We start from the raw sequence: 18,762 nt of genomic DNA, 5'->3' as shown, positions 1-18,762 counted from the left end.
CCGCGTTCGCCCACCGACACCGCCCCTCTGCGGCATCCTGGCGTGGTGACGATCCCGAGCCGACACGACGAAGCTGCCCAGGTCCGCGCGTACGCCCAGCGTCTCGGGCTGCCGGGCCTCATCGACGTCCACACCCACTTCATGCCGCAGAACGTGCTCGACAAGGTGTGGGCCTACTTCGACGCCATCGACACGCCCGCGGGCGAGTGGACGATCACCTACCGCACCGACGAAGCCGAGCGCGTTGCCACCCTGCGTGACTTCGGCGTCACCCGCTTCAGCTCCCTCAATTACCCGCACCGGCCCGGCATGGCCGAATGGCTCAACGCCTGGTCGCGCGAGTTCGCCGCGAACACGCCGGAGGCCATCCCGAGCGCCACGTTCTACGCCGAACCCGAGGCACCCACCTACGTCGCCGAGGCCCTCGACGCGGGTGCGCAGATCTTCAAGGTGCACATCCAGGTCGGCGGCTACGACCCTCTCGATCCCACCCTCGACGACGTGTGGGCACAGCTCGAGGCGAAGGGCACGCCCGTCGTCATCCACTGCGGCTCCGGCCCGATGCCAGGTGAGTTCACCGGCCCCGACCGCGTCGAATCCCTTCTCGAGCGCCACCCCGCGCTGACGCTCCTCATCGCCCACATGGGCAACTCCGAGTACGGGCGCTTCCTCGACCTCGCCGAACGCTTCGAACGCGTCCACCTCGACACGACGATGGCGTTCACCGACTTCACCGAATCGCTCACGCCGTACCCGCGCGAGTATCTGCCGCGCCTCGTCGACATCGGCGACAAGGTGGTGCTGGGCAGCGACTTCCCCAACATCCCTTACCCCTACGTCCACCAGCTCGACGCCCTGGCGCGCCTCGACCTCGGTGACGACTGGATGCGCGGCGTTCTCCACGACAACGCCGCCAGACTGCTCGAGCCCCGCTCCTAGCTGGTGACGTTTGCTGCGGTTGGTGACGGTGCAACGTCACCAACCGCAACGAACGTCACCACGAACGCGAGGGGCGGCTCGGCACGTGAAGGCCCGCGTACCATCGTCCGGTGACTGCGAGCCCCGACGACCTCACTGACGCCCAGACGCGTCAGCTGCTCGTCTACCTCGCGGCCGCGCACGTGGCCGGCGGCGCCGGTGCCCACGAGGCCACCGAGGACGTCGTGCGCGCAGCCCGCGCGATCGGTCTCCCCGGTGCGCAGATCAACGCCACCCCGGACGGTGTCACGCTCAGCCTCGGCCACGGCGCCCCGGCGACGTTCGAGTCGATCGAGGGCTCCCTGCGCCTCGACCAGACGGCCCGCGTCGCCGGCATCCAGCACGGCCTCGAGACGGGCGCCCTGACGCCGACCGCCGCGCTCGACGCTCTCAAGGGCCTGCGCGCGCAGCGTGCCCGTTTCCCCGTCACCGGCATGTACCTCGGTGGGTTCACCGTGGCGGCGGGCATTGCCGGCATCCTCCAACCGACTTGGCCGAGCGTGCTGTTCGCAGCTGTGGCGAGCCCCATCACGATCGCCCTCATCCGCCTCACCGGGCGACGCCTCGTACCGAGCGCCCTCCTGCCGCTCTTCGCCGGATTCCTCGTCGCCGCGGCGGCCTTCGCCGCGTTCCAAGCGGGCTTCATCACGAGCCCGCTGCGGACGATGTTGCCGCCCGTGGCCGTCCTGTTGCCGGGTGCCCTGCTGGTCACGGGCTTGTCGGAACTCGTCGCCGGGGCCATGGTCTCCGGCGCCTCACGCCTCGCCTACGGCACGACCCAGCTCGTCATGTTCGCGGCCGGTGTCGCCGGCGCGAGCATCCTTCTCGACGTGCCCCCGGAGGCCTTCGCCAACGCGCGCGTCGACGAGATCGGCCCGCTCGCGGGCTTCGTCGGCCTCTTCCTGCTCACCCTCGGCATCTGCTTCATGGAGTCGGTGCCGCGCCGCCTCGCGCCCGGGGTCCTGTTCGTCACCGCCTCGACGTACGTGACGCAGTGGTCGGTGCAGAACTGGGTCGACGCCCCGGCCTGGGGCGGCGCGCTCGCAGGGGCCTTCGTCGCGAGCTTCAGCGCCTGGGTCATTGCCCTGGCCCGCCCGACGATGTCGCGCATGGTGCTCTTCCTGCCCAGCTTCTGGCTCCTCGTTCCCGGCTCGTTGGGCCTCGTGACGGTGACCCAGCTCGGCATCGATCCGCGCGAGTCGTGGCCGACGGCGATGAACGCGACGAGCGTCGTGCTCGCCATCGCCCTCGGCCTCGTCTTCGGCACGAGCGCCGCCCGAGCCCTGCGCTTCACGATCCGCCGCGGCCTTCGCCGCCGCGGAGACGCCCGCGCGGCGTCTACCCTGGTGGAATGAGCAACTCTCCGCGTCTGCGCGTCTTCCTGCTCGGCCTCGCCGGGGTGACCCTGGGTATCGCGCTGGCCAAGCTGTCCGGAGGTTCACTCGCCGCGGTCGTCGCCATCGTCCTGGCGCTCATCTGCTTCGTCCTGCTCCGTATGCGGACCGGTCGCTGATCACAACCTCGGGAAATTACTGTCAGGTAACTGTTTCGTCTCCATTCGCCGCAGTGACGCACGCATGATCACGGCGCGTGGGCACAGTGATGGAGACCCCTTCCTGAGAGGAACCGCCATGACCAACCACACCGACCGTCGCCGCGTCGACGGTGACATCACCTTCTCTGCCGCCGCCTGGATCGCCATCGACCTCGTCGCTCTCGGCGTCCTCGTCCTCCTCCTGTGGATTTTCCAGCCGGAAAAGGGCCTCCTGCCCGAGCCGAGCTGGCTCATCGACCCGGTCGTCGGCTGGCTCATCGGCAACGTGGTCGGCTTCGTCGCCTTCCGCGCGCTGCTGCGCATCCCGCCGGCAGCTGTGGCCGCTGCCTGCCTCGTGCTCGTCGCGCTGTCGCCTATCGTTTTCGTCAAGTACCCAGCGATGGGTGCGTTCTTCGCGGGCCTCGTCATCGGGCTCGGGTCGGGTGCGCTCATCCACCGCGCCCGGGTCGAACAGGCCTGACGCTCCGCGCGCACGAAGGCGCCCACCCGTCGACTTCACGGGTGGGCGCCTTCATGCGTACCGGCCGAGCTACTTGAGGCCCGCCGCGGTGGAGCAGTTGCCCGTCGCGGGCGCTCCGGAGAGTCGCTGCACGACCCAGTCACGCGCGGTGAGCTGGTCGGCCAGCATCGGGTTGGCGTGGTTGAGAAGCGACTTCGGCCCGAGCGAGAGGCCCGGAATCGGCGCGTACGTCACGTTCGCGCCCTTGCCACACCAGTCGAGTGCGAGCTGCTTCGACTGAGCGTGCGGGACGACGTCGTCCGCGACGCCCGTGGCGACGCGCACGGCCGCCGTCGGCTTCATCGTGCCGGTGCGCTGCGCGCGCACGAACCCGGTGACTTCCTCGTTGCGCGCCATGACGGCCGCGATGGGCTCACCGGTGGCCGTGAAGTCGCTCGTCTTGCGGTAGCCGTAGGACACGACGGTGTCGACCGTGCACTGACCCGACGTGCGCGAGAGCATCGTCTTGCCCGTGGCGTTGACGCTCTCGTCGGCGAACGCCTTGACGGCCGCGCTCGAGCTGGCCGCCCCGTTGATGAAGTAGCCGATGACGCCCGCGATCGGGCTGCCGTCGACACCGGCGAGCACCTTCTCGAGGTCGGCCGGCGGGGCTCCCACGTAGGCGGCGGCGACGTCGAGATCCGGGGCGTACGTCGGCGCGGCCTCGACGGCAGCGGCCGAGGCGCCGCCGCCCTGGGAGTAGCCGTACGTCGCGACCTTGGAGTTCCCCTTCACGGTGGCGCCGGGCACCTTGCTCGCGACGCGCGCGGCGTCGAGCATGGCGTGCGCCTGGTCGTCACGGTTCATGTACGTGTGCGGGCGGCCCGGCGTACCGAGCCCGATGTAGTCGGTGACGACGACGGCGACGCCCTTGGCGAGCAGGTTGTTCATACCCTGCGTCTCGTAGTTCACCCCGAGCGACCCGGGCGTCGAGAGGTTGATGGAGCTCGCCATCATCCGCGACGGCGCGCACTGGTCGCCCTGGCCGATCGTGCCGACGCCGTAGACGACGACCGGGCGCGGACCCGGGCCCTTCCACGCGGCCCACGGCTCGATGTAGGCGCCCGTGACGGCCGTGGGCTGCCCGTTGTCGTCCTTGGAGGAGTACATGATGCGGGTCGTGTTGCCCCACATGTTGAGGCCGGTGAAGAACTTCTCCGACTTCATGAGGGTGCCCGGCTGAGCCGGAACAGCAGCCGGGGGCGTGTAGAAGTCGCCCGTCGCCGCGGAGGCGGAAGAGGCGGTGGCGGTCGTGGTGACGCCGAGGCCGAGGGAGGCGGCACAGGCTAGACCGAGGGCGGCGGTGAAACGGGAGGGTCGCACGACGGGTCCTTCGTTCGTGGGGTGTGGTTTACGTCACAGTAGCCAGCCCGATCGTCCGATTGGGCCCCTTCCCGAAACTCGAAAAAGGTCGCTCGTCCGTCTCGTGGCGTCGACCGCGCGGCGTCAGCGCGTTCCGGTCCGCGCGAACGCCGAGCGCGGCGAAGCCCCGGACACACTGGACTCCGGTCCGGCCTGCGGACCCCGATCGAGAATGCGCGCGACATCCTGCGCAAGCTGCACCGTGGCCTCGATCTCCACCCTGCGAGTCGAGACGCTCTCGACGTTGAAGCCGAACGGCAACCCGAGATACCGGCAGAAGCGCGCCAGTTCGTGCGCGGCCGCGATGCAGTGTTCGTACGACGCCTCGAGCGTGTCGTGACTGCGGCGCAGTTCGTTCTGCACCCAGCGCGGCACGTCGACTCCGAGCCACTGGAGGAAGTCGAGCGTCTTCTCCGAACCGCACAGCGACAGGGTGAACACGACGCGCGCGGGCGCGACGCCACGCTCCTCACACGCATAGACGTAGTCGGAGATCACGTCCTTCGCCTCGCCCGTGTCATAGACGACCTGGCTGACGAAGAAGCCCACCCCACCGTCCTGCTTGCGCAGCAGACGCTCGTGCTCGTCCTTGCTCCGCGCGTGCCGTTCGGGAATGACGACGCCACCCAGCAGCACGTCACGCTCGACCTCGGCGTGCACCTCAATGGCGCGCGGCAGACTCGTGCGTACGGGTTTGTCCGTCGAACTCGATCCGACGAAGACGGTCGCGTCACCGTCGGCGCACCCGTGGAGGAACGAGGCCAGTTCCTGCTCGTCGTACTTACCGACGCAGCGGTAGACGATGGCGTTGCCCTGCCACGCGGACAGAGGCCCGGCGAGAAAGGCCGCAGGGTCCATCGTCTCGAGGTAGGGGAACGGGCGGTCGTCACCTGCACGGTCGGATTCGTCGTCGAGGTCGTAAAGGATAAGCGCGTCGACATCCAGTTTGTCGAGGCGCGAGAGAGCTGCGTCGGCGATCTCCTGAACCCGCTCGTCGCTCGTCGTGCGCCGCGGTGGCGTCATGGCGAACAGCAGGAGTTCGCGGTCACCGGAGACGAGGTCGGAGAAGGGCGCGGCAGGGTCACTCATGGGTGTCGACCCTAGAGGCGACCCCGCCGCGTCACCGATTCACAGGACGGAGGATGAGACGCCCACCAGCGACTGCGCCTCATGTGCGCGCGTGTCGACGTAGCGCAGCTGCGTGGCGAAGAACGAACCGGGGATTCCGCCCAGCTCGGCCATCGCCTCGGGCACCTTGCGACGCGGCACCTGGTGCGCGACGGTGACGTGCGGCAACCACACGAGCCCCAACTCGATCATGATGTCGTTCATAAATCGATCGTCTGCATGATGGGTGTGCATGGCATTTATTTAAGAGAAGTAACCGCACGCAAATGCGCGAATAGCGTTGCCCGGCAATGATTTTCGTTGAAAAGTCTCTTTATGCACTTGTTGGGATAATCGCCCACAGACGGTATGGAATTAAGAAACTATCGTCAGGAGGACGCGCTCGGACGCTGCCTCAGACGGTGCTGAACGAAGTACACGAGTGCCACGACGACCAGCCCGATGACGATCTTCTCTGCCACGCCGACGTACGGCTCGATCACCGGCCAGTTCGCTCCGAGGACATAACCGGCGAGGACGAAAGCGGTGTTCCACAGGAGGCTGCCCAACGTCGTCAGGACGGTGAACTTCCACACGGCCATGCCGGTGAATCCTGCGGGAACGCTGATGAGCGAACGGAACACGGGCACCATGCGCCCGAGGAACACGGCCTTGTCGCCGTGGCGGGCAAACCAGCGTTCAGTACGTTCGAGATCCTCGACCTTCATGAGCGGCATGCGATCCAGGATGCGCACGAGCTTCTCGCGGCCGATGGCTCGGCCCAGCCAGAACAGGGCAAGTGCACCGATGACGGAGCCCGCCGTCGTCCAGAGGATGGCTCCCCACAGGGTGATGACGCCCTGGGCCGCGGCGAAACCCGCGATCGGCAGGATCGCCTCGCTGGGAATCGGCGGGAAGAGGTTCTCTGCGGCAACGAGCAGCCCTGCCCCCACGCCGCCGATGCTCTCCATGAGGTCGACGGCGAAGCCGGCGATGCCGGAGGTGGGTCCACCTTCGACACGCTCGGCGGGCTGGACGGCGAGGATGGTCGTCATACCCGCCAGTTTCTCAATTCCCCCACGGTGAAGCGAAATTCATCGGGGCTGCGGCCGCGTTGCTCACACCAGGCGTGTCAGCCGTCGTGGCGCGGCGATTCGTCCGGCTCCGGCGCCGCGTGGCGCCCTCGTGGTGCCGGGTGGTCACCCGCGTCGGAGTCGGCGTCAACGTCCGTGTCGTCAGCGGTGTCGGCATCGCCAGCGTCCTTCTCAGCCGGCTCGCGCGCCTCGCTCGCGTCGGCCTCACTGTGCGACGGCAGGTGGTGCTCGACGAACTCGCCGACGACGCCCACCGAGTCGTCCTCGATCTCGCTGACGCCCTGCGGCGAGAAGCGGTAGGTGTTGTTGCCGACCATCCAGATCATCCACAGACCGGCGACGGCCCAGGCCAGCACGACCCACAGCGGGCGTGCGAGGTCGACGCCCCCGAAGTAGGACAGGGAGCGCACCGCGTCGACTCCCGCGCCGTTGGGCAGGTACGGGCCGACCGTGCGCCAGGGCTCCGGCAGCACGTCGTAGGCGAAGGCGCCTCCGGCCGAGGGGTTTCCGAGAATGACGAAGATGAGAATCGACAGGCCGATACCGATCGTGCCGAACAACGAGGTGAGCCCGTAGGTGAACGTGCTCACGGCGAAGACGAGTGCCGCCCCCATGAGCGCAATGGGCCAGAAGTCACCGCGCAACGCGTCGAGGCCGTACTGCGCGATAGCCGTGCCGACGACGCCCGACAGGAGGGCGTAACCCGCGAAGAGGAGGAGGCGCATGCGCGCGCCGAGAGCGGAACGCGCACGAGTGCCGACGGCCGTCGTCATCGCCGAGGGCAGGAGGTAGGCGCCCACGAGCCAGGAGAGCACGAGGTAGAACGAGGCCGTACCGCGAGCGTCGTCCGGCGCTGCCTTGACGAGATCGTGCGTCTTCAACCCGCGTTCGGCCTTGTCCGCGACGTTTCGGCCGACCGTCTGCGCGACCTGGGCGCGCGAGGCGCCCTGAGCGGAGGCGTAGTACAGATCGTCGCTGCCCTTCTTCTCTGTCTTCGACGGGTTGAACACGTAGACGCCGACGACCTTGTCCTCGCGCACCTGCTGAAGCGCCGCCTTCTCATCGGTGCTGATCGTGGCGCGCACCGGCTGACCCTCGACGGCGTTGAGCTTGTTCGCGATGTACCCCGCGTTGCCCTCGTGGTGGCTGACGACGAGGAACGGCGCGTTCTTCGCGTCAGGCTTGCCGAAGGCGCCCATGTAGGAAAGACCCATGAGCCCCTGCACGAGGATGCACATGAACGCCAGGATGATCATGCGCGGCACCATCGAGCGGACGAACTGCCTTTGGTCGTTGTGAGCGGACACCGACGCGGGTTGAGACATGAGAGAACTCCTCAAGAACGGGACACCTCACACTATGCCTGTTCCGGACGCTCCGAAATCTCAGCGTCGGCGGCCGACTCACGCGAACGTCACCAGGTTCGGGGAATGTTGCGCAGGTTCGAGCGTCCCATGGCGACGGCCTCGCCCGCACCGCCGTTGAGGACGATCTTGCTCATCGCCGTGGCGAAACCGAAGACCTGGTCGCTGGTGATCTTCGGCGGGATCGACAAAGCCCTCGGGTCGGTGACCACGTCGACGAGGCTCGGACCCTTGTGGGCGAACGCTTCGGCGTAGGCCGCCTCGAGGTCCTTCGGATCCTCCACGCGCACCGCGTGCCAGCCCATGGCCTCGGCGATGGCGGCGTAGTTCGTGCCGGGCACGTCGACACCGAAGTCAGGCAGCTTGTCGACGAGCATCTCGAGCTTGACCATGCCCAGCGTCGAGTTGTTGAACAGTACGACCGTGAGTGGAAGGTCGTACGCGTGCGCCGTCAGCATGTCGCCCATGAGCATCGACAGCCCCCCGTCACCGGACATGGAGACGACCTGCCGCTCGGGGTAGGCGAACTGAGCGCCGATCGCGTGGGGCAGCGCGTTGGCCATCGAACCGTGCAGCGCGGACGAGATGAGCCGTCCGCGACCCGACGGGTGGATGTAGCGCGCCGACCACACGTTGCACATGCCGGTGTCGGCCGTGACGATCGCGTCGTCGGCGAGCATCCGGTCGAGCACCGACGCGGCGTACTCCGGGTGGATCGGCGTGTGCTTCTCCACCTTGCGCGTGTAGGCGCCGACGGCCTTGTCCATGAGCTTCTCGTGCTTCTTGAGCATGCGGTCGAGGAACCTCGAGTTCTTCTTCTCCTCGACGAGCGGCAGGACGGCGGCGAGCGTCGCCCTCACATCACCGTGCACCGGCAGATCGACGGCCGTACGACGTCCGAGGTGTTCGGGGCGAGTGTCGACCTGCACGGTACGTGTGTCGGGCAGGAACTGGTCGTACGGGAAGTCGGTGCCGAGCATGATCATGAGGTCCGCGTCCTCGATGCCCTCGGCGACGGCTCCGTAGCCGAGCAGACCCGTCATACCCACGTCGAACGGGTTGTCGTACTGGATGAAGTCCTTGCCGCGCAGCGAGTGCCCGATCGGGGCCTTGATCTTCTCCGCGAGCGCCATGAGCTCGGCGTGCGCGCCCTCGCACCCGGCCCCACCGAAGATCGCCACGGTCTCAGCGCGGTTGATCTCGCTCGCGAGCCGACGCACGACGTCGTCGGTGGGCATGACGACGCCCTTCGTCGGGATGGCGACGGGGGTGACCTCGGCCGTGGCCTCCTCGTCGGCGATGTCACCGGGCAGCGTGACGACCGAGACGCCTCCGATCGACACAGCGTGCTGAATGGCGGCCTGCACGACCCGCGGGCTCTGCGTCGGTGTGCTGACGAGTTCGGAGTAGACGCTGCACTCGATGAAGAGGCGGTCCGGGTGGGTCTCCTGGAAGAAGCCCTGGCCGATCTGGGCGCTGGGAATGTGGCTGGCGATCGCCAGAACCGGCGCACCCGAGCGGTTGGCGTCGTAGAGGCCGTTGATGAGGTGGAGGTTCCCCGGGCCGCACGAGCCCGCGCACACGGCGAGTTCACCTGTCACCTGCGCGTCCGCGCTGGCGGCGAAGGCTGCGGCCTCCTCGTGACGAACGTGGATCCAGTCGATGCCGCCGCGAGCCGCACCGCCCGTGCGACGCACCGCATCGACGATCGGGTTGAGACTGTCGCCCACGATTCCGTAGATTCGGCGCACCCCTGCGGCCTGCAACTGCTCGACGATCTGCTCTGCCAGCTTCATCCGTACTCCTCGGCATCGACGGGCCGCACCCGCGCTTGGCGGGGCGTGGAAAAACCCTAAAAGCTCTAATCAGTCAAGTACCAGCCACCGATAGCGTCAACCGCTCGCACGTGTGACGCTCGCCGCCAGCGCGCGAAAGCGGCCCCAGCGCGTCCCGTGCTCCCGGCATACGGGGAACTTCCCGCCCACGCGGGTGGGCGGGAAGCGCGCCGTCAGGCCTCGACGATGTCCTGGCCGAGGTAGCGGCCCGGACGTGGCGCCGCAGGCAGGAGGTAGACCCCCGAGCCGATCGGTGTCGTCCAGGTGTTGAGCAGGTCGGCTTCGGCCAACCGTTGCTGGATGGGGACGAACTGTCTGACCACGTCGGCGCAGAACGCGACGAACACGAGCCCGCGATCACTCGTGCCGTCGTCACGCGCGACCTCGTAGCTGTACGGACGCCGCAGGATCCGCTCACCCGTCTTCTTCGGCATCGCCCGCGGCACGTGCGCCGCAGGGTTGATGACGGTGAGGCCGAGCTCGTCGGTCTTCTCGAGGTCGATCGGATCGGTGGCCTTCGTCCCCGTGAGCGGAGCGCCGTTCGTCAGGCGCCTGTCGATCGCGTTCTCCTGAGCCGTGCGGTCGAGCGACTGCCACACGTCGACGTCCATGCGGATGCGGCGGATGACCATGCCGGTCGTCCCCTCCATCCAGGACGCGCCGGGCTGGGCCGCGTTCCACACGCGGCCCGCCTCGGTGCCCGCGACGTTCGGCTGCTCCATGCCGTCGAGCTGACCGAAGAGGTTTCGCGTCACCCCGCCGTCGCTCGGGCGAGCTCCAGCGGCGAACCCCCGTTGCTGCCAACGCGGGGTTGCCGTGCCCTTGAGTGCGCTGACGAGCTGACCGACGACGTGACTCACCGTGACCGGGTTGTCGGTGTCGACCTGGACGACGAGATCCGTTTGCTTCCACGGCTTCTCGAAGTCGTCGATCGTCATGGACGGAATGGGCTTCAGCCACGCGGGAGCCTCGGCCCGCATGCCGTCGAGGTCGAAGACGCGGGGGCCGAGGCCGACGGCTATCGCCACGTCCCCGGCTCGTGGAGCCAGTTCGTGAGCAACGTCGGGCAGGGGTGACGCGCCCTTGACGAAGCGCGCCGCCGCGTCGTCGAGGACGACGAGGGCGCGACGCAGTTCGTCCTTCGTCGCGTCGTCCGGTAGGTCGAGCCCGACCCAGTGCGCGTGCGTGCCGGGCTTCGTCGTGACGCCGCTCTGACGCGGCGGCCCGGAGGCCACCGTCCAGGTGGCGTGTTGGGCCGATGTCGCCGCCGACGACGAGTTCGACGCCGACGACGAGCCGCGAGACTGCGCCTCGCAACCGGTGAGCGCCAGGGCGCCGAGGCCCTAGAGCGCGCCGGCGACAACGCCTCGTCGCGTGGGACGAACTGCCGGCGTTCCGTCGTCGCTCGTCACCGGGCAGGGGCCGGCGAAGAAGTTCTCCATGGGTTCCTCCGGACCGGGCGCGGGGCGTGAAGCCTCGCGCCCGGCCGTGTCGGGACGAGTGGGATCAGTGCGACGACGAGTGCGTCATGCCGGGCATTTCTGACGTGCCCGATGCACCGGACGACGGCGACGCGTCACCCGACCCGGCGTCGGAGTACTTCTCCTTGGCGCCGTCGTAGGCCCGCACGGGGAACGTCAGCTTCGTGCTCGAACCGTCCTTGAAGGTGACGGTGAGCTGCTGCTCGTCGCCGGCCGCGAGCGCCTTGCTCAGCTTCATGAACATGAGGTGGTTGCCACCAGGGGCGAGCTTCAAGGTGCCACCGGGCGCCAGCGTGAAGTTCGACGTCTGCTTCATCTCCATGCCGTTCGCGGTCTTCGTCGTGACGTGGAGTTGGACGGGCCCGGCGTCGCCGCTCGCGCCGGTGATGACGACGGGCTCGTTACCCGTGTTCTTCCAGGTGCCGAAAGCGGCGCTCATGCCGCTTTCGGCTGCCTTGGCCCAACCGTCTGAGGCCTTGAGGGAGGTCGCCATCGTCACCTTCGACGAAGTGGACGACGTGCTCTGGGGGCTCTTCGACGACGCAGTGTCGTCCTTCGAACAGGCTGCGGCCGTGAAGGCGAGCGGGGCAATGAGCGCGGTGGCGGCCACTCGGCGAACGGTGGGCAGGGTGGAGCGAATCATGGTGAGGTCTTTCGTTTCTCGTGCCGGGCGCAGGCGGCGGCGCCGCGATCACTCGGGGTGCGCAGGTAGCGCGTCCCGGTGAGGGCGCGTGGGGTGGGAATCAGTGCGAGAGAACGAAAACCGCAGGCGGCGCGCGGGAGGCGCGAGGGCTGCGCACAAACGTCGGACGAGGCACTCGGACGGCGTCGAACGCCGTGTGGCGGACGACGAACTGGCCCCAGCCGGGGACGACGAGGTGCGGCAGGACGCGGCGCAGTGTCCACGCGAGTGCGCGTTCGCCGTACGCGAGACACAGCGAGAAGAGCACGGTGGCGACGATGTGAGCGGCCGCCATCTGCGTCCAGCCCTCGTCGGCCTCGACAAGTTGCGGTTGCACATGGTGCCCGGCCGGCATCGACATCGTCATGACGGCGTGCAGCAGAACCTGCGCGGGGCCCATGACGACGACGATCTGGGCGAAGCTCCAGCGGCGCCTGCTCAGCGTGAACATGATCGGCGTGCCGACGGCGGCGAGAAGGACGAGCAGCCCGACGGGCGCTTCGTGGGCGCCCCCGACGACGTGGGCGATGCCGGCGCTACAGGCCGTGAGGGCGGCAACGAGCAGGCTGCGCAGAAGGCGCACCGTCGTCGTCGGCCCGAGGCTCATACGTTCAGCCTATGGCACTGCCCTTTCGCGGTTGCGGGCGCGTGGCAGCCTTGGGCGGAGCCGAGCGCCCCGCCCGAGAGGAACCCCATGCGCCCCATCGTCGTCACCGAATTCATCAGCCTCGACGGCGTCGTCGACTCCCCCGGCGGCGGTGAGTACGAGCACGCGGGCTGGACGTTCAAGGACATCGAGTTCGTCCCGGAGGCCTACGCCGTCAAGGGTCGCGAACAGGAGGAGGCCTCTGCGCTGCTCCTGGGCCGCGTGACGTTCGAGGAGTTCGCCCCCGTCTGGCCGACGATGGACGACTTCGCCACGTACAACGCCATGCCGAAGTACGTCGTCTCGCGGACGTTGGACGATGCGGCCGTCACCGACATCGACTGGGCCGACTGCCACGTGCTGCGTTCGCTTGACGAGGTCGCAAAGCTCAAGGAGGCCGACGGCGGCCCGATCCTCGTCCACGGTTCGGCGGCCCTCGTTCAGAGCCTGTTGGCTGCCGGCTCGTCGACGGGTTCACGCTGCTCGAGTTCCCCGTCGTCCTCGGTTCGGGTAAACGGCTGTGGGCCGAAGGGATCGGTCGAACGGATCTACGCCTTCGCAACACCGAGACGTACTCCAACGGCATCCGGCTCGCGGAGTTCGACGTCGTGCAGTGAGGGCGCGCGCAGCTTAGGCCGACGAATTTCCGTTGTCTGACGTAGGCCCGACAAATTAAGAGACGGTCGTCCGACTCGCGATTTCTCCGCCGAGTGGAACTCGCATAACTCGAACTTTGGGACGTGAAAGTAGGAAACCAGACGGTTTCTTATTATTCTCAGTTCATGAAGACCCAGCTGGCCCAGCGACGCGCATCGACCACCCCGGTCGTGCGCGTAGAGGAGGCCCTGCGCAACGCAGGCGCCTCGGTGCTGGCCGCCACCGGAATCCTGGCCTCCCCGTGGATCCTCTTCGCCATCGCGTACCAGACGTACATCTACTTCACCACGGGCACGTGGTACTTCCTGGGCGCTCCCACCCCCATCGGCATGTTCAACCGCGTCGTCCTCATGGGGGTTCTTCTCGGAGCGACCCTTGGCGCCACAATGCTGTTCAGTGCCGCTCTGTTACGCAAGAAGCGCCCACGCAAATAAGCACCCTTATGGGTGTAGGTGACTATTACGTCAACCGCGTAACGTCACGCTGATATCCGTTTCTCAGAAGGGTTTCAGCCATGATAACCCTCGGGCTCATCTCGCGGAGCGCCCCGGTGATTCGGGAAAGGTCAGGTTGTGCGCGATATTTCACGCACAACCTGCACGTTTGGCGATCAGTCAGGGATGACGCTCGCCCTCACCGGCGAGGATGCTCGCGTAGCCCTCGCGGAACGTCGGGTAGGTGAGGGTGAAGCCCGTTCCACGCAGGCGCGCGTTGCTCAGCCGCCGGGTGGCCGAGGGGCGCGCCGCGCCCTCGTGTCCCGTGAACGGCTCGGTGTCGACGCCGAGTTCGCGCGCGAGAAACGTCGCGACCTCGCGCGCCGGAGCAGGTGCGTCGTCGGTGAGCAGGTACAGCTCGTCGGCTTCGCTGCTCACCGTGAGCAGGTGGACGACGGCCGCCGCGGCGTCGTCGCGGTGGATGCGGTTCGTCATGCGGTCGGGGTCGGCGAGGTTGCCGGCACGCACCTGGTCGATGAACCACTCGCGTCCCGGTCCGTAGAGACCGCTGGGGCGCACGACGATGCCCCGCGTTCCCACCGGCAGGCCCGCGAGGAAGTTCTGCTCGGCCTCGGCGAGCACGCGGCCCGTGGGGGTGTCCGCCGCGTCGGACGAGGTTTCGTCGACCCACGCGTCGTCGTTCTGCGCATGCCCCATCGCGCCGGTCGACGAGACGAACAGGGCCCGCTCCGGCGCCCAGCCGCGTGCTGCGACGTCACGCAGAACGGCGTCGACACCGTCGAGGAAGGTGGCACGGTACCGCTCTTCACTTCGGCCGCCCGCGGTGAGGCAGATGACGAGGAGGCGTGGACCGTCACCAGCACCGTCGAAGGCGGGCAGATCAGGCAGTCCGTCCGAAACATCGCCCGCCACACCGACGAGCGGAGCGGGCACGAGTGCCGCCCGTCGTCGGACGGCGACGACGCAGCGCCCGGCCGCAGCGAGACGAAGGCCGATCTCGGTGCCGAGATCGCCGGCGCCGATGAGGAGCGTGTCAGCAGTCATGCCACCAGTCTCCCCGCCGGCGACCGGCGCGTCGAAGAACCCTCGATCAGAAGGCGACTCGGACGAGCTTCGTGTTGGCGAATTCCGTGAATCCCCACCGTCCGAGCTCGCGCCCGTACCCGGAGCGGCGCACGCCACCGAAGGGCAGACCGGCCTTTGTCGTGCCGTGTTCGTTGACGTAGGTCATGCCGACCTCGAGGCGCCGAGCGATCTCTTCAGCCTTCTCGACATCCTTGGCCCAGACGGAGCCGGACAGGCCGAACGACGAGTCGGTGGCCACGCGCACGGCTTCGTCGACTGAGCTGTACGGGAAGATCATCGCGACCGGGCCGAAGATCTCCTCGGCGTACGCGTCCATCTCGCTCGTGACGCCGGTGATCACGGTCGGCGCCATCCATGCGCCGTCCTTGTCGAGCGCATCACCGCCAGCACGCAGCGTCGCGCCCTCGGAGACGGCCTTGCGCACCTGCTCGACGACGCCGTCACGCGCCTCGATCGACGACAGCGGACCCATCTCGGTGGCTTCGTCGAGCGGGTCGCCGACCTTGAGCTCCCCGACCGTCGTGACGACGACGTCGGTGAACTCGGCGAACATGGCCTGCGGCACGAAGATTCGCTTCGGCGAGTTGCACGCCTGCCCGGCGTTGCTCATCCGCGCCTTGGCGACCGCCTCGGCCGTCGCTGCGACATCCACGTCGTCGAGGACGATGAGCGGGTCTGACCCGCCGAGTTCGAGCACGCTCTTCTTGAGGTTCTTCGCCGCCGTTTCCGCGACGGCGATTCCGGCGCCCTCGCTCCCGGTGAGGGAGACGCCGCGCACCCGCGAGTCCTCGATGATGCTCGTCACCTGGTCGTTGCTGACGAAGAGGTTGATGTACGCGTCCTCGGGTACCCCGGCAGCGTGGAGGATCTCCTCGATGAGCACAGCGGACGAGCCGCAGATCGACGCGTGCTTGAGCAGAATCGTGTTGCCCAGCATGAGGTTCGGCGCCGCGAAGCGGGCCACCTGGTAGTGCGGGAAGTTCCAGGGCATGACGCCCATGAGCACACCGATCGGGTCGGTCACGACGACGGACGACGCCTCGTCACCGATGTCGAGCTTCTCCTCCTCGAGCAGGGCGGGGCCGTGCTCGCCGTACCAACGGAAGATCGAGCCGGCCAGCTCGACCTCGCCCTTGGCTTCTGTGAGGGGCTTGCCCATCTCCGTCGCGATGGTGCGCGCCAGTTCGTCAGCTCGCTCGTCGTAGGCATCGGCGACGCGCTTCATGGCGTCGGCGCGCGTCTGAGCCGATTCACGACGCCAGGTGTCGAAAGCTGCGTGGGCACGTTCGACGGCTGCGCGCACGTCGGCGTCGGAGGTGGAGTCAAACTCCTTATCGACGACGCCGGTGGCGGGGTTCTCGATGCGGTAGGTCATGGATCTCCCTTCGTGAAGTGATCTCACTTCTCACGAGGGGGAACAGCGGGTCGGTCGAGAATCATTCAGTTCCAATGAGATTCAACCCGCAGGGGTGTGTGGTTCCACGTGAAACATCCCGGGTGCACACGACGGGATCAGGTGCCTACTTCGTGCCGAGCCGCCGCCACAGGAGATCGCGGGTGGGCGACAGGGCAACCCGCATTCCCCACCCGGCCGCCGTGCGGGCGACCTGGGTGACGGGCAGTCGGCGCGCTTGCCACGCCGCGAGCGACCGATTGGTGTTGAGGATGCGCGCGAGGGAGGCCGCATCGAGGACGGCGTCACTCGCACCGCGTCCGAGGTTAGGCAGAGCGGCGTGGGCGGCGTCGCCGATGACGACGTACCGCCCCGAGACGTAGCGATGCATCGGCGGCGTGACCCACAGGCGGGTCGCGAGTGTGTCATCGCCCGCGGCGTCGAGCACCTCCCGCAGATGCGGGGCAGGCGACGCGAAGCGCTCGCGCGCCTCGGCGACCACGGTCGTCACGTCGAGCGACTCCGGGCCGAGGTCGCTCACGTGTCCGGTGAACCAGTAGAGCGCATCCCCGACCGGCGCGAGCCCGAACAGCGTTCCGGCGCCCCAGTACTCACCGACCAGTGGCCGCAACCTGTCGGCCGCAGCGCCGGCGGGCACGATGCCACGCAACGTGACGTAGGGCGTCTCACGACGCTCGGCCGCGCCGGGCTGGACGAGGCCACGCACCCGCGAGCGCACGCCGTCAGCGCCGACGACGAGGTCGGCGTCGAGGGTGCTCGGATCGGTGACCTCGGCCATCACGCGACGAACGCTTCCGGGCACAGCCGCAGCGAGCGCCTCCATGAGGGCCGGGCGCATCACCATGGCGAGATCCGGGCCGCGGACCGTCGCGACGCGGGCGCCGTCGAGGCGGTAGAGGCCGCCGTGGTCGGCCTTCGTCGGCGCGGGAAGTGCGACACCGAGGCGCGCGAGCGTGCGGCGAGCGCCGGGCCACAGGCCGAGCGCGGCACCCGTCGTCCGCTCGGGTTGGGCCTCGACGAGGGTGACGTCGAAGCGCGCCGGGTCGAGCGCCGCGGCCACCGTCAGGCCCGCGATTCCGCCACCGACGACGGCAACACGGGTCAGTCCGGAGGGCGCGTCACTCATGCGCCACACGGTAGCGGGACGAGCGAGGGGCCCGCCCTCAACGCAGCTGAGCCGTCACCTGGCGCACCGACGGCGCGCCGGCACCCTGGTTGTAGGGCAGCTTCGACAACAGGTTGCCCATGGCGCAGGTGTTCGACAGGGCCGCGAAGACGAGACCCCCGCCGACCGCGCCCGAGAGCCATTTCGCCTTCGGCACGAGCGTGCTCGCCAGCACACCCGTGGCGACGAGGGAACCCGCCACGAGGCGCACCTGCCGCTCGAGATCCCAGCGTGCCTCGCCGTACTCGACGTCCTGGCCCGCGTCACGCCACGCCTCGAAGCCACCCTCGAGCACCGACGTGCGGGTGACACCGACACCGGCGAGTGCTCGCTGAGCGCGCTCGGCGCGTGGCCCGGCGCGGCAAATGAGCACGGCGTCCCTGTCGATACGACCACCGATGACGGCGGCGTTCGCGTCGAGCAGATCGACCGGCACGTTGATCGAGCCGGGGATGTGGGCGGTTCCGTACTCGGCAGGCGTTCGCACGTCGAGCAGGAGCAGGTCGTCCGAGTTCGCCGAGGCGAGGCCGGCGGCGTCGATACGGGGCGTGATGGTCATGGGGGTTCTCCTTCGAGAGGTTGATCAGAACAGGTGAGGAATGCTGCGCCACGCCGTGTAGAACGAGACGAGCAGAAGTAAGGACGCGAACCCGAGTTGCAGGGTACGTTTCGGGATCTTCGTCATGAGTCGGCCACCGACGAGCGCACCCGCGACGGCCATGGCGAGGAAGGGCGTCACGATCGACCAATCGATGACGCTCCCACCGGAGGAGTGGAAGAGAAACGAACTGACGCTGTTGATCGTGACGACGAGCAGCGACGTACCGACGGCAAACGGCATGCCGTAGCCGAGAACCAGAGTCAGAGCCGGGACGATGGCGAATCCACCACCGACGCCGAAGAAGCCGGTGAGCAACCCTACCCCGGTCGCCGTCACGACGAGCTTCACGATTCCGCCGACGTCACGCCTGCCCTCGTCGTCGGAGTGAAGCACGTCGCGTGGCCGACCCTCGACGTCTGCGGAACCCACGAGCGCCTTGCGGATCATGAGTGCCGCGACGACGACGAGCAAGCCGGCGAACATCGCGAGCAGGAGGTTGCCGTCCACCCCGGCCGCTGCGCGGGTGCCGAGGTAGGCGCCGCCGACGCCCAGCACACCGAACGTCAGGCCCTGGCCCCACTGCACGGCGCCGCGACGATGGTGCGGCACGAGACCGACGAGGGAGCTCACACCGACGATGACGAGCGACGCCGTCGTCGCCTCGTGCGGATCCTTGCCCACCGCGTACACGAGCACCGGGAGGGTGAGGACGGCGCCACCTCCGCCGAGGCCACCGATGAGAAGCCCGACGACCACCCCAGCGACAAGAGCGATGAGCACG

20 protein-coding genes are annotated in these 18,762 nt (G+C 68.2%); 6 read left to right on the top strand and 14 right to left on the bottom strand.

Annotation, left to right across the window (positions count from 1 at the left end; genetic code table 11):
• The first annotated feature begins 45 nt into the window (after positions 1 to 45).
• From AA983_RS04935 to AA983_RS04925, 4 genes are all read left to right on the top strand, one after another.
• Entirely contained in the window at positions 46 to 939 is an 894-nt protein-coding gene (locus AA983_RS04935) for an amidohydrolase family protein (protein WP_369798751.1), read from the top strand.
• 110 nt (positions 940 to 1,049) lie between these two features.
• Positions 1,050 to 2,333, top strand: coding sequence for a threonine/serine exporter family protein (locus tag AA983_RS04930; RefSeq protein ID WP_047310941.1), 1,284 nt, complete (start codon positions 1,050 to 1,052; stop codon positions 2,331 to 2,333).
• Complete coding sequence (locus AA983_RS15455; RefSeq protein ID WP_156170173.1) at positions 2,330 to 2,491, top strand: hypothetical protein; 162 nt, start codon at positions 2,330 to 2,332, stop codon at positions 2,489 to 2,491. The genes AA983_RS04930 and AA983_RS15455 overlap by 4 nt, the downstream gene beginning before the upstream one ends.
• 118 nt (positions 2,492 to 2,609) lie before the next feature.
• Entirely contained in the window at positions 2,610 to 2,993 is a 384-nt protein-coding gene (locus tag AA983_RS04925) for a hypothetical protein (RefSeq protein ID WP_047310940.1), read from the top strand.
• 69 nt (positions 2,994 to 3,062) lie between these two features.
• Here AA983_RS04925 and AA983_RS04920 read toward each other — a convergent pair whose 3' ends face one another.
• The 9 genes from AA983_RS04920 to AA983_RS04880 form a co-directional block, all read right to left on the bottom strand.
• Positions 3,063 to 4,355 (bottom strand): lipase family protein, encoded by a 1,293-nt coding sequence (locus AA983_RS04920; RefSeq protein WP_047310939.1) that lies wholly within the window; start codon positions 4,353 to 4,355, stop codon positions 3,063 to 3,065.
• A gap of 123 nt (positions 4,356 to 4,478) precedes the next feature.
• Positions 4,479 to 5,483: a methylenetetrahydrofolate reductase gene (locus AA983_RS04915; RefSeq protein WP_223059602.1), complete on the bottom strand. Its 1,005-nt coding sequence runs from the start codon at positions 5,481 to 5,483 to the stop codon at positions 4,479 to 4,481.
• A 39-nt stretch (positions 5,484 to 5,522) separates the two neighbouring features.
• Complete coding sequence (locus tag AA983_RS04910) at positions 5,523 to 5,726, bottom strand: hypothetical protein (RefSeq protein WP_047310938.1); 204 nt, start codon at positions 5,724 to 5,726, stop codon at positions 5,523 to 5,525.
• Between the two features lie 164 nt (positions 5,727 to 5,890).
• Positions 5,891 to 6,556 (bottom strand): DedA family protein, encoded by a 666-nt coding sequence (locus tag AA983_RS04905; protein ID WP_047310937.1) that lies wholly within the window; start codon positions 6,554 to 6,556, stop codon positions 5,891 to 5,893.
• Between the two features lie 77 nt (positions 6,557 to 6,633).
• The gene (locus AA983_RS04900) at positions 6,634 to 7,920 is read right to left on the bottom strand and encodes an ABC transporter permease (RefSeq protein ID WP_156170171.1); all 1,287 of its coding nucleotides are present in this window, start codon (positions 7,918 to 7,920) and stop codon (positions 6,634 to 6,636) included.
• An 89-nt stretch (positions 7,921 to 8,009) separates the two neighbouring features.
• The gene (locus AA983_RS04895; protein ID WP_047310936.1) at positions 8,010 to 9,755 is read right to left on the bottom strand and encodes a pyruvate dehydrogenase; all 1,746 of its coding nucleotides are present in this window, start codon (positions 9,753 to 9,755) and stop codon (positions 8,010 to 8,012) included.
• A 212-nt stretch (positions 9,756 to 9,967) separates the two neighbouring features.
• Positions 9,968 to 11,029: a Dyp-type peroxidase gene (locus AA983_RS04890; protein ID WP_052946866.1), complete on the bottom strand. Its 1,062-nt coding sequence runs from the start codon at positions 11,027 to 11,029 to the stop codon at positions 9,968 to 9,970.
• A 271-nt stretch (positions 11,030 to 11,300) separates the two neighbouring features.
• Positions 11,301 to 11,918 (bottom strand): copper chaperone PCu(A)C, encoded by a 618-nt coding sequence (locus AA983_RS04885; RefSeq protein WP_052946865.1) that lies wholly within the window; start codon positions 11,916 to 11,918, stop codon positions 11,301 to 11,303.
• Between the two features lie 100 nt (positions 11,919 to 12,018).
• Positions 12,019 to 12,564 carry a hypothetical protein gene (locus tag AA983_RS04880; protein ID WP_052946864.1) on the bottom strand — a complete coding sequence of 182 codons (546 nt, stop codon included), beginning with the start codon at positions 12,562 to 12,564 and terminating at the stop codon, positions 12,019 to 12,021.
• Positions 12,565 to 12,651: 87 nt separating this feature from the next.
• Between AA983_RS04880 and AA983_RS04875 the strand changes: the two genes are divergently transcribed.
• Both AA983_RS04875 and AA983_RS04870 read left to right on the top strand, forming a co-directional pair.
• On the top strand, positions 12,652 to 13,260 hold the full coding sequence (locus AA983_RS04875; protein WP_231579522.1) for a dihydrofolate reductase family protein: 609 nt from the start codon (positions 12,652 to 12,654) through the stop codon (positions 13,258 to 13,260).
• A gap of 125 nt (positions 13,261 to 13,385) precedes the next feature.
• The gene (locus AA983_RS04870) at positions 13,386 to 13,694 is read left to right on the top strand and encodes a hypothetical protein (RefSeq protein WP_047310935.1); all 309 of its coding nucleotides are present in this window, start codon (positions 13,386 to 13,388) and stop codon (positions 13,692 to 13,694) included.
• 180 nt (positions 13,695 to 13,874) lie between these two features.
• On the opposite strand, the gene AA983_RS04865 is transcribed toward AA983_RS04870, so the two are convergent.
• From AA983_RS04865 to AA983_RS04845, 5 genes are all read right to left on the bottom strand, one after another.
• A complete protein-coding gene (locus AA983_RS04865; protein WP_047310934.1) occupies positions 13,875 to 14,759 on the bottom strand; it encodes a hypothetical protein in 885 nt (294 codons plus the stop codon).
• A 46-nt stretch (positions 14,760 to 14,805) separates the two neighbouring features.
• Positions 14,806 to 16,176 carry an NAD-dependent succinate-semialdehyde dehydrogenase gene (locus AA983_RS04860; RefSeq protein WP_047310933.1) on the bottom strand — a complete coding sequence of 457 codons (1,371 nt, stop codon included), beginning with the start codon at positions 16,174 to 16,176 and terminating at the stop codon, positions 14,806 to 14,808.
• 145 nt (positions 16,177 to 16,321) lie between these two features.
• Positions 16,322 to 17,341, bottom strand: coding sequence for an FAD-dependent oxidoreductase (locus tag AA983_RS04855; RefSeq protein WP_047311258.1), 1,020 nt, complete (start codon positions 17,339 to 17,341; stop codon positions 16,322 to 16,324).
• A gap of 37 nt (positions 17,342 to 17,378) precedes the next feature.
• Entirely contained in the window at positions 17,379 to 17,939 is a 561-nt protein-coding gene (locus AA983_RS04850; RefSeq protein WP_047310932.1) for a rhodanese-like domain-containing protein, read from the bottom strand.
• A gap of 24 nt (positions 17,940 to 17,963) precedes the next feature.
• Positions 17,964 to 18,761 carry a sulfite exporter TauE/SafE family protein gene (locus tag AA983_RS04845; protein WP_047310931.1) on the bottom strand — a complete coding sequence of 266 codons (798 nt, stop codon included), beginning with the start codon at positions 18,759 to 18,761 and terminating at the stop codon, positions 17,964 to 17,966.
• Position 18,762: the final 1 nt, after the last annotated feature.

The sequence above is a fragment of the Dermacoccus sp. PE3 genome, assembly GCF_001021715.1.
Taxonomy (GTDB): Bacteria; Actinomycetota; Actinomycetes; order Actinomycetales; family Dermatophilaceae; genus Dermacoccus; species Dermacoccus abyssi.
Note: the sequence above shows the minus strand (reverse complement) of the source record. Positions and strands in the feature narration are given on the sequence as shown.

Bases quoted from the DNA above. Each gene is read 5' to 3' on its own strand.
- AA983_RS15455 (WP_156170173.1), top strand. From the start codon at position 2,330: ATGAGCAACTCTCCGCGTCTGCGCGTCTTCCTGCTCGGCCTCGCCGGG.
- AA983_RS04925 (WP_047310940.1), top strand. From the start codon at position 2,610: ATGACCAACCACACCGACCGTCGCCGCGTCGACGGTGACATCACCTTC.
- AA983_RS04915 (WP_223059602.1), bottom strand. From the start codon at position 5,483: ATGAGTGACCCTGCCGCGCCCTTCTCCGACCTCGTCTCCGGTGACCGC.
- AA983_RS04910 (WP_047310938.1), bottom strand. From the start codon at position 5,726: ATGAACGACATCATGATCGAGTTGGGGCTCGTGTGGTTGCCGCACGTC.
- AA983_RS04905 (WP_047310937.1), bottom strand. From the start codon at position 6,556: ATGACGACCATCCTCGCCGTCCAGCCCGCCGAGCGTGTCGAAGGTGGA.
- AA983_RS04900 (WP_156170171.1), bottom strand. From the start codon at position 7,920: ATGTCTCAACCCGCGTCGGTGTCCGCTCACAACGACCAAAGGCAGTTC.
- AA983_RS04895 (WP_047310936.1), bottom strand. From the start codon at position 9,755: ATGAAGCTGGCAGAGCAGATCGTCGAGCAGTTGCAGGCCGCAGGGGTG.
- AA983_RS04885 (WP_052946865.1), bottom strand. From the start codon at position 11,918: ATGATTCGCTCCACCCTGCCCACCGTTCGCCGAGTGGCCGCCACCGCG.
- AA983_RS04880 (WP_052946864.1), bottom strand. From the start codon at position 12,564: ATGAGCCTCGGGCCGACGACGACGGTGCGCCTTCTGCGCAGCCTGCTC.
- AA983_RS04875 (WP_231579522.1), top strand. From the start codon at position 12,652: ATGCGCCCCATCGTCGTCACCGAATTCATCAGCCTCGACGGCGTCGTC.
- AA983_RS04870 (WP_047310935.1), top strand. From the start codon at position 13,386: ATGAAGACCCAGCTGGCCCAGCGACGCGCATCGACCACCCCGGTCGTG.
- AA983_RS04865 (WP_047310934.1), bottom strand. From the start codon at position 14,759: ATGACTGCTGACACGCTCCTCATCGGCGCCGGCGATCTCGGCACCGAG.
- AA983_RS04860 (WP_047310933.1), bottom strand. From the start codon at position 16,176: ATGACCTACCGCATCGAGAACCCCGCCACCGGCGTCGTCGATAAGGAG.
- AA983_RS04855 (WP_047311258.1), bottom strand. From the start codon at position 17,341: ATGAGTGACGCGCCCTCCGGACTGACCCGTGTTGCCGTCGTCGGTGGC.
- AA983_RS04850 (WP_047310932.1), bottom strand. From the start codon at position 17,939: ATGACCATCACGCCCCGTATCGACGCCGCCGGCCTCGCCTCGGCGAAC.